We start from the raw sequence: 14,078 nt of genomic DNA on the forward strand, positions 1-14,078 counted from the left end.
CCGCACATTCAACGCACGCGCCCTCGTCCCTACAATGGGAGAAAAAGAGAAAAGGGATGAGGGAAGCTGAGGAAATATTTCTGGGGCTGCATGTTTGTGCTGCCGGCGGCCGCGATCTTCATCGTGTTCTTGTGGCTGCCGATTGCGAAAGGGTTCGTGTACAGTTTCTATCAAGTCGACTTCGTCCACGGCAACACGTTCGTCGGATGGGACAATTACCGGACCGTGCTCGGCGACCGGGACCTCCTGGTCGCGGTCCGGAACACGCTCTATTTCGTCGGGCTGTGCCTTACGATCGGCTTCTGGGTGCCGATTTTTTTTGCCCTGGCGGTATCGGAGCTGCGGCGGTTCCAGGGCTTCGTGCGCGCGTCCGCGTATCTGCCCAACGTCGTGCCGCTCGTCGTCCTGTACGGGCTCTGGCGGTGGTTCTATGATCCCGTAGGGCCGATCAACGCGGCGCTGCAGGCGCTCGGCCTCGATTCCGTCGCTTTCATGACGGATCCGGACTGGTCGATGATCTCGATCGTCCTCATGGAGACCTGGCAGCAGTTCGGCTCCGCCATGCTGATCTATCTGGCCGCGGTGCTCAGCATTCCGAAGGACTGGTATGAAGCCGCCGAGATCGACGGCGCCGGGATCTGGGCGCGCATCCGCCACATCACGCTGCCGTCGATCCGCAATCTTGTGCTGCTCATGCTGGTCATGCAGCTGATCGCCACGTCGCAGAGCTACCAGTCGCAGCTCGCGATGCTCGACGGCGGACCGATGAAGGCGACGCTGACGTACGCGCTGCTCATCGTGAAGTACGCGACGACGAAGCTGGAGATCGGGGCCGCTTCCGCGCTCGGCGTGCTGATGTTCCTCGTGCTGGCCCTGCTTGCGGTCATCCGGAACCGTCTGCAAGACAAAGGAGCGGGCGCATGATGAGGAGCGGCAGAATGGTTGAGCGCGGCATTTTGTCCCGGTACGATTTTCGCAGGCCGGGCGTGAAGTTGATGTACGGTCTGGTCATCCTGATCATCGCGCTGATGGTCGTCTCCATGCTGTATCCGATTTTCGTGACGCTGTTCAACGGGCTGAAGACGAACGCGGCCGTGAACTCGTTTCCGCCGACCTTTTTCCCGGACGGATGGCATTGGCGCAACTACCGGGAAGGCTGGCAGTTCTTCGACATGCCGCTGTATTTGCGGAACACGCTGCTGATTTTCGGCGGGAATGCGATGGTCATCTTCGTCGTGCTGGGAGCGGCGGCGTTCAGTCTGTCCCATCTGCGGGTGCCGTACAAGCGGGCGGTCACGACGTTCTTCCTGATGACGCTGTTCATTCCGCCGACGACGTACATCATCCCGAACTTCGTCAACATCAAGGAGCTCGGGCTGATGAACAGCTTCTGGGCGTTCTGGCTGCCGGCGGGCGCCAACGCGTTCTATCTGCTGCTGCTCAAGACGTTCATGGACGGCATTCACCATGAACTGTTCGAGGCGGCGCGGATGGACGGCGCTTCCGACTGGCGCTGCTTCAGCCGGATCGCGCTGCCGCTGTCAGTGCCGATCTACTCGACGCTGGCGATTTTCATTTTCTCGACGGCGTGGAACGACTGGTTCTGGCCTTCGCTCATCATGCACAAGAGCACGATGTACCCGCTGTCGACCGCGATTTACAAATACGTCATCGGCGCGCGGCAGCTGGACCTGAACATCCGGTTCGCGATTCTGTCCATCGTCATGATTCCGCCGATCGCGGTGTTCCTGCTGTTCCAGCGGTTCATCATGCGGGGGCTGCAGCTGGGAAGCGTGAAGGGGTGACGGGCATCGGCTGTGTGCCGGGCGGCGGGTGCACCTTCGTAATCTTGCACACTAACGGAGTAGGAACGCACATTCAGCTCTTGAAGCGCTTGCACTATGATGGGGCTGTAACACGATCCAACGAATAGAAGGGGAGTTATCGGATGCGCAAGTTGATGGCATTGGCCTGCTGTCTCGTGCTCTTGGGAACGATCATCGCCGCTTGCGGCGGGGGCGGCGGCCAGAAGGACAATCAAGCGGGTTCGTCGGGCGGCTCGACTGCCGGGAACGGCCAATCGTCGGAGAGTACGGCCGATTCGTCCGGTCAGCAGGAGGAGGCGCCGGAGGAAGTGACGATCAGCATTTACTATCCGCTTCCGGACCAGACGGAGGCGCGGCGGCTGGAAGACGACAAGATCCGCCGCTTCCAGGAGAAGTATCCGCACGTCAATATCGTGAAGAGCGACTGGCACTACTCGGTCGACGAGATCGGCCTGAAGATGGCCGCCAACGAGGCGCCGACGTTCTTCAACACCTGGGCGACCGAGGCGAAATTTCTGGTGGAGAAGGGTTGGGCGGCCGACATTACGGAGCTGTGGAACCAATATCCGTACAAGGATCAGATCAACCCGATTCTGGCGAACCAATTCATCATTGACGGCAAAGTGTACGGCATTCCGCAGAAAGGCTACACGACCAGCATCGTGATGAACAAGAAGCTGCTGGACGACAAAGGCGTGCCGGTGCCGGGCTACGACTGGACGTGGGAAGACATGCTGCAGACCGCCCGGGCGGTGGCGGAGCCGGACAAGGGCATCGCCGGCATCGCGCCGATGGGCAAAGGCAACGAAGCGGGCTGGAACTGGACGAACTTCCTGTTCGAAGCCGGCGGCGAGATTCAGGAAGTGAAGGACGGAAAAGTGACGGCGGTGTTCAACTCCGAAGCCGGGCTGAAGGCGCTGGAGCTGTATCACCGGCTCAGATGGGAAGCGAACGCGATACCTCAGGACTGGGCGCTCAACTGGGGCGAAGCGGTCGGCGCCTTCGCGCAGGGGCGCACGGCGATGGTCATCGCGGGCGCGGAAGGTCCGCTCGATCAGGCGCTGAACCAGGGCGGCATGCAGCCGGAGAACGTGCTGACGTTCCCGATGCCCGCCTATGAGAAAGACGGCCGGCACATCGGGGTGCTGGGCGGCGACTGGCTCGTCATCAACCCGAACGCCACGCCGGCCGAGCAGAAGGCGGCTTTCGACTATATCACGTTCGACTATTTCACGGACGATTATCTGGAGTCGCTGGAGCGGGACATTCAGGCGCGCAAGGATGAGGGCAAGTTCTTCGTCCCGCCGCAGTTCAACTACTTCGACAACAACTCGGAGTACGGGCAGAAGGTGCAGGCGATTTTTGAACGGTACGACAACGTGTACAAGTACGATCCGGAATCGAACCGGCTGCTGGACGGCAAGCCGGAGGCGCAATATCATACGCAGGATTACTACGCGGCGATGACGAACGTCATCCAGAAAGTGTTCTCGGAGAAGGGCGTCGATCTGAAGAAAGAGCTGGATGCGGCGGCCGCGCAGGTGCAGGCGGATTATTTTGACAAGATTGTGATGGAATAGTTGTTGCGGGGCAGGGCGTTCTGCGGGTCGAGGGACCCGCGGGGCGCCCTGGTTGCTGCTTGGCGGGTGCGGGTTTCGCCGGGCAAGCTTATCAGGTGCTGCGGGAGCGGGTGATTGCGCCGATCGCGTTCACGGAAGGGGAAGCGGCCGCCGTCTTCTTCGCGATCCATGCGCTGCGCCATTACGCGGGGCTGCGGGAAGGTCGATGCGGAGGTGCCGCGCGGCGATCTGCCGTTCTTCGCGGAATTGTTCATCGCGCTGGGGAGCGAGGCCGATGCGGAAGGGCCCGAGGAGCTCCGGGCGGAAATCCGCAGGCGGCTGGCGGAGCGGTTGGAGCGCTATTGGGAGTAGGCGGTGAAGCCCGCGGATTGGGGATGGCTGCGCCCGTCTGGACGGCGGCATGCGCGGATTGCTTCGGGGTTGGAGGGGGCGCGGTCCGGCAATCGCGCAGATCACGCCGGCCGTAGGCCATTGCGCCGCCTGTAACGGCACGATATACCGTTATTGGGGCGGGCAGCCACGCGGGACTGGTCATTAACGGCATAGAATGCCGTTAATGCCAGCAGTCGGGCGTGTCCGGATGCCTTATGCTGCGTTTAACGGCACGAAATGCCGTTAATGGGGCTGGCAGCCACGCGGGAACGAGCATTAACGACACGGAATGCCGTTAATGCCCGCTGACAGTCGTGTGTGACTGCCGCCTGTAACGGAACGGTGTTCCGTCAGCGGCCACATCGCAGCACGCTGGTGAGCTCTAACGGAACAGGGTGCCGTTAGAGCCCGCAATCGGGCGTGCACTTTGCCACCCGGCCGATTAATTCTCCGCCGGCCGCTCCGTGAAGATCTGGAACGTGACGCCGTAACGATCCCTGACGATGCCGTAGGCCGGGCTGAAGTAGATCGGTTCAAGCGGCGCGACGACCTCCCCGCCGTCCTTCAGCGCGCTGAAGATGCGGGTGGAGGCGGCGACGTCGGGCGCCGTGACGCAGATCTGGACGCGGGGGCCGGCATGCGCGGGTTCCTCGGGCAGACAATCCGCGACGTACAGCTCGGCGCCGCCGAACACGAGCACCGAGTGGGTGACGCGTTCGCGGGCTTCGGCGGACAGCCCCTGGTCGTCGGCGTCCGGCGCCTCGCCGTAGGTCTTGACGAGGACGACTTGCGCGCCGAGAGCCGATTCGTAGAACCGGATCGCCTCCCGGGCCTGTCCGTCGAGCAGGATGAACGGAGTTGCCTTGTACGTCATGGTCATCTCTCCCTTGCGAGTTTGATCTTTGCGCCGGGCGGTTCAGGGGATGGAATCCGCCCGGTCCGAAGCCATTGTATCGCGGATTGGTGACAGGTACGGTCATGAATCCGGATGTGGTATAATTGGAATGTTATTTTGCTGAGGATGAGAAAGGACTGCGTGTATGAAGAGCGATGTGCTCGAAGAACTGCGGACGGAAGTGATGCGCCGCCGCACGTTCGCCATTATTTCCCACCCGGACGCCGGGAAAACGACGCTGACGGAGAAACTGCTGCTGTTCGGCGGCGCCATCCGCGAAGCGGGCAGCGTCAAGGCGCGCAAGGCCAACCGGCATGCGACATCCGACTGGATGGAAATCGAGAAGCAGCGGGGCATCTCGGTGACGAGCTCCGTGCTGCAGTTCGACTACAAGGGCCATCGGGTGAACATTCTGGACACCCCGGGCCACCAGGATTTCAGCGAGGACACGTACCGCACGCTGACCGCCGCGGACAGCGCGGTCATGCTGATCGACGCGGCCAAAGGGGTCGAGGCGCAGACGATCAAGCTGTTCCAGGTGTGCGCGAAGCGGGGCATCCCGATCTTCACGTTCATCAACAAGCTCGACCGGGAAGGCCGGAATCCGTTCGATCTGATGGAGGAGATCGAGCGGGTGCTCGGCATCCGTTCGGTGCCGATGAACTGGCCGATCGGGATGGGCCGGGAGCTGTGCGGCGTCTATGACCGGATGAAACATCAGGTCGAGCGGTTCCAGGGGAACAACCACGACACGATCGAAGTCCACAAGGTGGACGACTACCGGGACGAGAGCGTCCGCGCCATCGCCGGCGATTATTTGTACGAGCAGCTCTGCCAGGATCTCGAACTGCTCGATGTCGCGGGCGACCCGTTCGATCTGGAGAAGGTGCGGCGCGGCGAACTGACGCCGGTCTTCTTCGGCAGCGCGATCAACAATTTCGGCGTGCAGACGTTCCTCGAGAACTTCCTCGAGCTCGCGCCGGCGCCGACGCCGCGGAAATCGCAAAACGGCGAAGTGGAGCCGCTCAGCCCCCGGTTCAGCGGGTACATTTTCAAGATTCAGGCGAACATGAATCCGGCGCACCGCGACCGGATTGCCTTCCTGCGGATCTGCTCGGGACGGTTCGAGCGCGGCATGACGGTGCGGCATGTGCGGGCCGGACGCGAGATCAAGCTGTCGCAGCCGCAGCAGTTCCTCGCGCAGGATCGGGATATCGTCGAAAAGGCGTATCCCGGCGACATCGTCGGGCTGTTCGACCCCGGCATTTTCCGGATCGGCGACTCGCTGGCGGAAAAAGAGGACATCGTGTTCGACGAGCTGCCGACGTTCTCGCCGGAACTGTTCGCGAAGGTCACGGTCAAAAACGCGATGAAGCACAAGCAATACCAGAAAGGGATCGACCAGCTGACCGAGGAAGGCACGGTGCAGGTGTTCTATTCGACGAGCGGGTTCGACGAGACGATTCTCGGCGTCGTCGGCCAGCTGCAGTTCGAGGTGTTCGAGTACCGGATGAAAGTGGAGTACGGCGTCGACATCGAGCTGCACCGGATGCCATTCCAGTTCGCCCGCTGGCTCGTCGGGGACAAAATCGACACGTCGAAATTCCGCATCAACTCGACGGTGGTGCGGGACAAGAAGGACCGGCTCGTCGCGCTGTTCGAGAGCGAATATGCGCTGCGGACGGCGATGGAGAAAAATCCGGACGTCACGTTCCTCGAGACGGCGCCGTAATGGTGCGGCGTAAAAAGGCGTAAAAAGGCGTAAAAAATGCAGCGCGGGCCGGAAAAACGCGGGCGTGCGGCGCAATCAGGCACAGGCCGGTATAAGCGGGAGATCGGCGCAATACCGGCGCAATACCGGCAGAGCGAAACAAGCGGAGGAGTTGAGCGGCATGGCACGGCAGGAGGCAAACCGCTGGTGGCTGGTGTTTACCGGTTCTTATACGCCGGCGGATCGGGAAGGTATCGAGACGCTGCTGTTCGATGCGGAACGGGGCGAGCTCAAGCGGCTCGCCGGATGCGGCGGCGTGGCAAATTCATCGTATCTGGCGTTCGATGAGCGCCGGTATGTGCTGTACGCGGTGAGCGAGCACGGCGAAGGCGAGGTGGCCGCGCTAAGCGTCGACCGCGCGACGGGCAGGCTCGCGCTCATCAACCGCCAGCCGTCCCACGGCCGCTCGCCGTGCTATGTCTGCCTGGAGCCGGATGGCTCGCGCGTGTACGTCGCCAATTATATGGGCGGCAACGCGTCGGTCTACCCCGTCCGGGAAGACGGCGGGCTGCTGCCGGCCTCCGACACGGTGCAGCATGCCGGCAGCGGTGTGCGTCCGGACCGGCAGGAAGCGCCGCATGCGCATTCGATCATGAGCGACCCGTCCGGCCGGTACCGGATCGTCTGCGATCTGGGCATCGACCGGCTGATGGTCTACCGGACGAGCCCGGACGGGAAGTTCGAACCGGCGGGCGCCATTCATACGACGCCGGGCGGCGGACCGCGCCATCTGGCGTTTCATCCGTCGCTGCCGCTCCTCTATCTGCTGGAAGAACTGTCTTCGACGGTGTCGGTCTATGCCTTCGATGCGGAGCGGGCGGCCGGCGAGCTGCTGCAGCGCGTGCCGATGCTGCCGGAGGACTTCAAGGGAGCGAATCTGGCGGCGGACATCCATCTCGATCCCGGCGGCCGATGGCTGTACGCGTCCAACCGGGGCCACGACAGCCTGGCCGTCTACTCGGTCGGTCCGGACGGCCTGCTCACCTTCATCGGGCACGCGCCCACCGGGCGGACGCCGCGCAACTTCGTGCCGGTGCCGGACGGACGGCATCTGCTCGTCGCCGCGCAGGACGACAACCGGATCGACGTGATGCGCATCGGCCCGGACGGCATGCCGGCCGCCGTCGGCGAGCCGTACGCCAGCGCGAAACCGGTGTGCATCGTCATGACGCCGGCGCCGCCGGAGCTGGTATCGGCGGGTTGAAGTTCGAAATCGCAAGCCGCCCGTCCATTGACAACGGGCGGCTTTCCGATTATGATAAAACCAAGTATTAGAATCGGATATATCAGATTAATGAGCGTCATGCGGGAGGGAACCGGGATGGAGAAATCGTTGACGCTGAAGTTCGAATCCCTGGAATTGGCGGCGACGCTGCATTATCCGGCGGGCGAGAAACGGGAAGAAGGAAGAGCGCCGGCGGTCATCATCTGCCACGGCTTCGTCGGCAACCGCATCGGCGTGGACCGGCTGTTCGTCAAGACGGCCCGGGCGCTGGCGGAGGCGGGCTACTACGCGCTGCGCTTCGATTACGGCGGATGCGGCGAAAGCACGGGCGACTACGGCTCGCTCGGCTTCTCGTCGATGATCGGCCAGACGCGGACGGCGCTCGACTATGTGCTGGACATCTGCGACATCGACCCGCAGCGGGTGACGCTGCTCGGCCACAGTCTGGGCGGAGCGGTCGCGCTGCATACGGCGGTCAAGGACAGGCGGGTGCGGCAGCTCGTGCTCTGGTCGGCGGCGTTCCACCCGTTCAACGACATTGTGCGGATCGTCGGCCGCCATGTCTACGACGAGGCGATGGCGCGCGGCGAGGCGGACTATCTCGGCTATTCGCTGAAGCCGCGGTTCTTCGAATCGCTGGCCGAGCACCAGCCGTTCCAGGCGGCGCCGCAATTCACGGGCGATGTGCTGCTCCTGCACGGCACATCCGACGACGTCATTCCGACGGATTACACCTTCCTGATGCAGAAGCTGCTCTGGATGCGGAGCGAGGGAAGCTGCGAGAAGGAAATTCTGTTCCAGGCGGATCATACGTACTCGGCGCGAAAAGCACAGGAGGAAGCGATCCGGCACACGATCAACTGGTTGAACGGGCTGTCGGCCCGGCAGGAAGAGTGGCACCACTGGAGCATCTGAGCAAGGAAAACGGGGGGTCCGGAGAAGGATCGCGCCGTTTTTTTTCTTGGGCCTGTCGGGCGGTTTGTCGAAGAGCGGGCATCCATTTGATGAGATGTGACGGGACAATTGGACAAGTTCTGTGGTTTAATAGAGACATCGGTGAAAAAACAGGGGATGACAAGGAAGGGATCGAAGCGTGAACAAACCGCGAAACGCCCGGAAGGTGCTGCTTCTGCTGCTTGCGCTGCTCATGCTGCTGCTCGCGGCGGGATGCGGCGGCAAGCAGGAGAACAACGGGAATGCGGATCAGGATGCGGATCAGCAGGAGCCGAATGTGGTCCCGGAGCCGGAACCGCAGCCCGCTTATTTCGCGCCGCTGACCGGGCTTCCGCGCGATGAAGAAGCGAAAAAGCGGCCGGTGGCGGTCATGATCAATAATCTGAAGCCGGCGCGGCCCCAATCCGGCCTGCCGCACGCCGACGTGGTGTGGGAAGTGCTCGCGGAAGGCGGCATTACGCGGCTGATTGCGATTTTCCAGAGCGATGAGGCGTATGACGGGGCGATCGGACCGATCCGCAGCATCCGCCCGTACATGATCGAGCTGGCGGAATCATACAACGCGGTCATCGTGCATGCCGGGGCGAGCACCGACGCTTACGGGATTTTGCGCAAGCAGAAGAAGGAACATCTTGACGAGATCACGAACGCGGGCGCTTATTTCCGCCGCGACAAGTCGCGCAAGGCGCCGCACAATCTGTACTCGGATCTGCCGAACCTGCGCGCGGGCGCGGAGAAGCGGGGGTATGCGGCGGATGCGGCGATTCCGGCGTACCGTTTTCTGGACGATGAGGGAGACGGAGCGGCGGCGGGCAGCGCCCTGGAGATCGATATCCGTTTCCAGCTGAAAAACTACATCTTGACGTACCGTTACGATGCAGAAAAGCGCCAGTATCTCCGGTTCATCAACGGCGAGCCGCATACCGATCTGGTCAGCGGGGAGCAGCTTGCGGCGACGAACCTGGTAGTGCTCGGCACGTCCCACAAGGTGCTTGACGATGAAGGGCGGCTGGCGGTGGATCTGGACTCCGGCGGTCCGGCCATGCTGATCCGCCGCGGCGAAGCGATCGAGTGCACGTGGGAGCGCGACGCAAGCGGCGTCATCCGGCTGATGAAAGACGGCGCCGAGCTGCCTTTTGCGCGCGGAACGGTCTATTATCATGTCGTGCCGGACGAGAAGTCGGTGGCGGATCATGTGACGATCCGGCAGCCGGAGAACGCTTAGGCTTGCGTGCTGCCGCATGAGACTGTCACTTTACGTCCACTTAACATGGGACAGGCAGATGTGCTAAGATAAGTGAGGTTCATTCAGGCCAAGCCGATGGCGAAGGGGAGTTCCATGTTCAACCGTAAGAAAAGCATTTTCTTCCAGACGTTCGAAGAGATGGCGGACACGATCGTCGAGGCGGTCGAATATTTTCACAAGCATGTGCCGCAGCTGACTGACCTGACATCGTTCGCCCGTGACATGAAAGAATTCGAATCGAAATGCGACCGGCATGTACATACGATTCTGACCGAGCTGAACAAGACGTTCATTACGCCGATCGATCGCGATGACATCCTGAAGCTGACCGGTTCGCTGGACGACGTGCTCGACGGCATCGAGGCGCTGGCGTCCCGGTTCGAGATGTACCAGATCCGGGAGCATGACAAGTACGTGTCCGTATTCGCGGAGATTCTGGTCAAGTGCTCGCACGAGATTCGCAAGGCGGTCCAGCTCCTCTCGCAGAAGAAACTGCTGGCGATGCGCCAACATGCGATCGCCATCAACGAGCTGGAAAATGAGGCGGACGATCTGATGCGGGAGTGCATCAAATCGCTGTTCTCGAGCGTGACGGATCCGATCGAGCTGATGAAACGGAAAGAGATCTACGAGCGGCTTGAATCGACGACCGACTACTGCGAAGACGTGGCCAACACGCTTGAGACGATCATCATGCGGAACAGCTGACGGGCGCAGCGAACCGACACAAGGGGAATGGATCAACAGATGCCAGCTTTCGATAGCATGTTTGTCATCGTCTGCGTCGTCGTTGTTCTGGCGCTTGCTTTCGACTTCATCAACGGGTTCCACGATACGGCCAACGCCATCGCGGCGAGCGTTTCGACGCGCGCCATGACGCCCCGGATGGCAATTATTCTGGCGGCCATCATGAACTTCGTCGGGGCGATCATGTTCACCGGCGTCGCGAAGACGATCGGCGGCAAGGTGGCGGACCCGGCGACTTTGACATATGGCGTGCAGATTGTGATTGCGACGCTGATATCGGCCATTGCATGGAACCTGATCACCTGGTGGTACGGCATCCCGTCGTCTTCGTCGCACACGCTGATCGGCTCTCTGGCGGGCGCCGTCATCGCTTCGGAAGGGTTCGGCGGCGTGAACGCGTCGGGATTCACCAGCATCGTGCAGGCGCTCGTTTTCTCGCCGATCATTGCGTTTGCCGCGGGCTATATCGTCATGACGCTGCTCAAGCTGATCTTCGCGCGGGCGAATCCGCACCTGGTGAACAAGGGCTTTCGCTCGATGCAGATTCTGACGGCGGCGTTCCAGGCGTTCACGCACGGAACGAACGACGCGCAGAAGGCGATGGGGATCATCACGATGGCGCTTGTGGCGGCGCAGTACCAGGATTCGCTGGAGGTGCCGTTCTGGGTCAAGTTCTCGGCGGCGCTTGCGATGGCGCTCGGGACAAGCGTCGGCGGGTGGAAGATCATCAAGACGATGGGGACGAAAATTTTCAAGATCGAGCCGGTGAACGGCTTTGCGGCGGATACGACGGCGGCGAGTGTCATCATGACGGCGACGGCGACGGGGCTGCCGGTGAGCACGACGCATGTCATCACGTCGGCCATCCTCGGCGTCGGCAGCGCGAAGCGGTTCTCGAGCGTGAACTGGGGCGTTGCCGGGCGCATCGTGTCCGCGTGGATCATCACGATCCCGATTTCGGCCGTGATCGCGGCGATCGTGTTCAAGATTATCGAGTTTTTGTTCCTGTGAGTGTGTGTGGGGAACCTTTGCAGGGCGTTCGGATGGGCGCGGATGCGAAGGTTTTTTTGTTGGGCGCGGGAAACGCCCAAGCCTCAACCGTATTTTGGTATTGCGCTTAAAATTTGTCCTCCATTATGATGAAAGTGCGGCGCCGGTACAGCAGTCCAGCCGAGGCGGGCGGACTGAAAGCGGTGACCGGCGGTTCCATCCGCGTCAGTTCGAATATGGCGGTGATGCGTATAGGAGAACGGACGGGATAACGAATGACGCGCATGAACTTGAAAAAAGGGAAAGTGTATGGCGATCCTGTGAAGCATCGTACCTGCAGCACACGAATTTCGCTCTGACACTTGCACGGACGACAAACGTGGGAAAGGAGCGGATGCCACAGGGAAGTGGATCGAACGGGATAACACGTCAGCATTGACGAGCGGAACTGATATCGGAGTCGACTGCTTCGGAACAGATGACAGGCTGGTTTGACAAGTATCAGAACCGAGTCGTACAGCAAGAAGGCTTTGCCGGTGCCCGGTGAGGGAAGGCAAAGCCTTCGTTTTCGTTGTCAGAACATCTCGTCGAAGCTCCGGATGCCGGCGCGTCTGCGCGATCCGCGCCGGGCTCTTCCGCTGCGCGGCCTTCGGCCGCCGCGCCGTCTGCGCCGGCGGGGGCGCCGTTCGGTGTTCGTGCTTGCGGCTGCGGCGGTCTTCTTCGAGCCCAGCGAACCGGCGAGCAATTTGATCATCGGCGCGAACTGCTGCACGGTGCCGACGATTTTCTGGACTTTCTGTATGGTGCTCAAAATGCCTTCGATGCCGCCCATCCGATCGATGATCAGCTTCAGATCCGCCAGATTCGGAAGACCGCCCGGCTTGGCTGCGCCCTGCGCCGGAATCAGTCCCGGATATGGCACGCTCTGCAGGTAGGCGGGCGGCCCGGCGAACGGATCGGCGGGCGGTCCGGCCTGCGGTCCCCCGGGAAAAGGAGCACCGGCGCCCGGCAGCTGTGTAAATCCGCGGCTGCCGGGCAAGTGCGTATAATGGTTCACGGTGATCACAACCTCTTTTCATGGGTATCGTTCATCCCCAGTGTATGCATGGGCAACCGTCGCGTATGGACGGTTGCCCACCCCGTCGCGTATGGACGAATGCCCGGTAGCGGGCGGATTTGGATGGTGCTGGCCGCGCTCTCTTCGCTCCTGTAAAGCGCCAATACGGTAATGCTTGAAAAAACCGCGCTTCCGTTCTACAATGAGCTTACAAGGACGCTTTGAGGGGGACGCCGGATGCAGCTCAAGAAGCTCAACGACAAAACGATCGACCAACTGTTCGAGGCGATTCTGACGCTGAAGACGGTGGATGAGTGCTATATTTTCTTCGATGATCTGTGCACGGTGAACGAGATCCAGTCGCTCGCGCAGCGGCTGGAGGTGGCGCGGCTGCTCGGCCAGGGCGCGACGTACAGCCAGATCGAGGCCGAGACGGGAGCCAGCACGGCGACGATCTCCCGCGTGAAGCGCTGCCTGAACTACGGCACGGACGGTTACCGGCTGGCGCTCGGCCGCCTGGGACGCTGACGATGGGCGCAAGACCGGGCGTGCTCGTCATCAGCCACGGCTCACCCGACGCGGAATGGGTCCGGCTGGTCGACGAAGCGGTCAGAGACGTGCGGCTGCCGGAAGGCGTGCCGATCGTTTCGTCGTTCCTGGAATGCGTGGAAGGACGGCTCATCCAGGACGGGATCGACGAGCTGGAAGCGCGCGGCGTGGATGAGATGTTCGTGCTGCCGCTTTTTGTATCGTCGGGCAGCACGCATGTCGACGACATCCGGCAGGCGTTCGGCCTGCCGCCGGCCGCGTTCCGCGAAGGCGAGCTCGAGCCGTTTCGGGTGCGGCGGGCGCGCGTCACGGTCGGCCTGCCGATCGACGACGACCCGATCATCGCGGAGCTGATCGCGGACAACGTGCGCGAGCTGTCGACCGCGCCGGAACGGGAGGCGCTGCTGCTCATCGCGCACGGCAGCCGCGAGCGCGGCTTGAACCGCATCTGGCGGGACGGGATGCGCAAGCTCGCTGCGCGCGTGCGGGAGCTGGGCGGCTTCGCCCGCGCGGAGACGGCGATGCTGCTGCCGGATCAGGCCGCCTGCGTCATGCGGGCGCTGACGAAGCGGCAGGCGCGCACGGGAGGCGCAGCGACGGCGGACGGCTGCTGCGCGGTGCCGGCCGCGGGACCGGAGACGGACGCGGTCATCGTGGCGCCGCTGTTTCTGTCGCGCGGTTATTTCACGAACACGGTGATTCCCGCGCGCCTGTCCGGGTTCGACTACCGGTACAACGGCAAGGCGCTGCTGCCGAATCCGGCGATTTCCCGGTGGATGGAGCGGCAGCTCGAAGGCTGGCTGGGCGGTATCGGGCAGTCGGGCTGAAACGGAAAACGTGCCGGTTCGGCGGGGTTATTTTTTTCA

General features: G+C 62.2%; 14 protein-coding genes and 1 pseudogene. 13 read left to right on the forward strand and 2 right to left on the reverse strand.

Annotation, left to right across the window (positions count from 1 at the left end):
- The first annotated feature begins 90 nt into the window (after window positions 1–90).
- From THECO_RS03200 to THECO_RS22790, 5 genes and pseudogenes are all read left to right on the forward strand, one after another.
- Complete coding sequence (locus tag THECO_RS03200; protein WP_015253632.1) at window positions 91–924, forward strand: carbohydrate ABC transporter permease; 834 nt, start codon at window positions 91–93, stop codon at window positions 922–924.
- A gap of 14 nt (window positions 925–938) precedes the next feature.
- Window positions 939–1,805 carry a carbohydrate ABC transporter permease gene (locus THECO_RS03205; protein WP_015253633.1) on the forward strand — a complete coding sequence of 289 codons (867 nt, stop codon included), beginning with the start codon at window positions 939–941 and terminating at the stop codon, window positions 1,803–1,805.
- Window positions 1,806–1,948: 143 nt separating this feature from the next.
- Window positions 1,949–3,406, forward strand: coding sequence for an ABC transporter substrate-binding protein (locus THECO_RS03210; RefSeq protein ID WP_015253634.1), 1,458 nt, complete (start codon window positions 1,949–1,951; stop codon window positions 3,404–3,406).
- A gap of 89 nt (window positions 3,407–3,495) precedes the next feature.
- Window positions 3,496–3,600: pseudogene (locus tag THECO_RS22130) on the forward strand (transcriptional regulator); the annotation flags it as partial.
- Window positions 3,575–3,757 carry a WCX domain-containing protein gene (locus THECO_RS22790; RefSeq protein WP_041853770.1) on the forward strand — a complete coding sequence of 61 codons (183 nt, stop codon included), beginning with the start codon at window positions 3,575–3,577 and terminating at the stop codon, window positions 3,755–3,757. The pseudogene THECO_RS22130 and the gene THECO_RS22790, both read left to right, overlap by 26 nt.
- A gap of 463 nt (window positions 3,758–4,220) precedes the next feature.
- Here THECO_RS22790 and THECO_RS03220 read toward each other — a convergent pair whose 3' ends face one another.
- Complete coding sequence (locus THECO_RS03220) at window positions 4,221–4,652, reverse strand: VOC family protein (protein ID WP_015253636.1); 432 nt, start codon at window positions 4,650–4,652, stop codon at window positions 4,221–4,223.
- Between the two features lie 166 nt (window positions 4,653–4,818).
- Between THECO_RS03220 and THECO_RS03225 the strand changes: the two genes are divergently transcribed.
- The 6 genes from THECO_RS03225 (at window position 4,819) to THECO_RS03250 (ending at window position 11,627) form a co-directional block, all read left to right on the forward strand.
- Window positions 4,819–6,405, forward strand: a complete 1,587-nt coding sequence (locus THECO_RS03225) for a peptide chain release factor 3 (protein ID WP_015253637.1) — start codon at window positions 4,819–4,821, stop codon at window positions 6,403–6,405.
- A gap of 160 nt (window positions 6,406–6,565) precedes the next feature.
- On the forward strand, window positions 6,566–7,648 hold the full coding sequence (locus THECO_RS03230; RefSeq protein ID WP_015253638.1) for a lactonase family protein: 1,083 nt from the start codon (window positions 6,566–6,568) through the stop codon (window positions 7,646–7,648).
- Window positions 7,649–7,765: 117 nt separating this feature from the next.
- The gene (locus THECO_RS03235) at window positions 7,766–8,584 is read left to right on the forward strand and encodes an alpha/beta hydrolase (RefSeq protein ID WP_015253639.1); all 819 of its coding nucleotides are present in this window, start codon (window positions 7,766–7,768) and stop codon (window positions 8,582–8,584) included.
- Window positions 8,585–8,762: 178 nt separating this feature from the next.
- Window positions 8,763–9,848 (forward strand): DUF3048 domain-containing protein, encoded by a 1,086-nt coding sequence (locus tag THECO_RS03240; RefSeq protein WP_015253640.1) that lies wholly within the window; start codon window positions 8,763–8,765, stop codon window positions 9,846–9,848.
- A 114-nt stretch (window positions 9,849–9,962) separates the two neighbouring features.
- A complete protein-coding gene (locus THECO_RS03245; RefSeq protein WP_041853771.1) occupies window positions 9,963–10,577 on the forward strand; it encodes a DUF47 domain-containing protein in 615 nt (204 codons plus the stop codon).
- Between the two features lie 39 nt (window positions 10,578–10,616).
- Window positions 10,617–11,627, forward strand: coding sequence for an inorganic phosphate transporter (locus THECO_RS03250; RefSeq protein WP_015253642.1), 1,011 nt, complete (start codon window positions 10,617–10,619; stop codon window positions 11,625–11,627).
- A gap of 553 nt (window positions 11,628–12,180) precedes the next feature.
- Here the strand turns inward: THECO_RS03250 and THECO_RS03255 are convergent.
- Window positions 12,181–12,663 carry a hypothetical protein gene (locus tag THECO_RS03255; protein ID WP_015253643.1) on the reverse strand — a complete coding sequence of 161 codons (483 nt, stop codon included), beginning with the start codon at window positions 12,661–12,663 and terminating at the stop codon, window positions 12,181–12,183.
- A 237-nt stretch (window positions 12,664–12,900) separates the two neighbouring features.
- Here THECO_RS03255 and THECO_RS03260 point away from each other — a divergent pair, with 237 nt between their 5' ends.
- Both THECO_RS03260 and THECO_RS03265 read left to right on the forward strand, forming a co-directional pair.
- Entirely contained in the window at window positions 12,901–13,191 is a 291-nt protein-coding gene (locus tag THECO_RS03260; RefSeq protein ID WP_015253644.1) for a YerC/YecD family TrpR-related protein, read from the forward strand.
- Window positions 13,192–13,193: 2 nt separating this feature from the next.
- A complete protein-coding gene (locus THECO_RS03265; protein WP_015253645.1) occupies window positions 13,194–14,039 on the forward strand; it encodes a sirohydrochlorin chelatase in 846 nt (281 codons plus the stop codon).
- The last annotated feature ends 39 nt before the right edge of the window (window positions 14,040–14,078 follow it).

Source organism: Thermobacillus composti KWC4 (assembly GCF_000227705.2).
GTDB lineage: Bacteria > Bacillota > Bacilli > Paenibacillales > Paenibacillaceae > Thermobacillus > Thermobacillus xylanilyticus.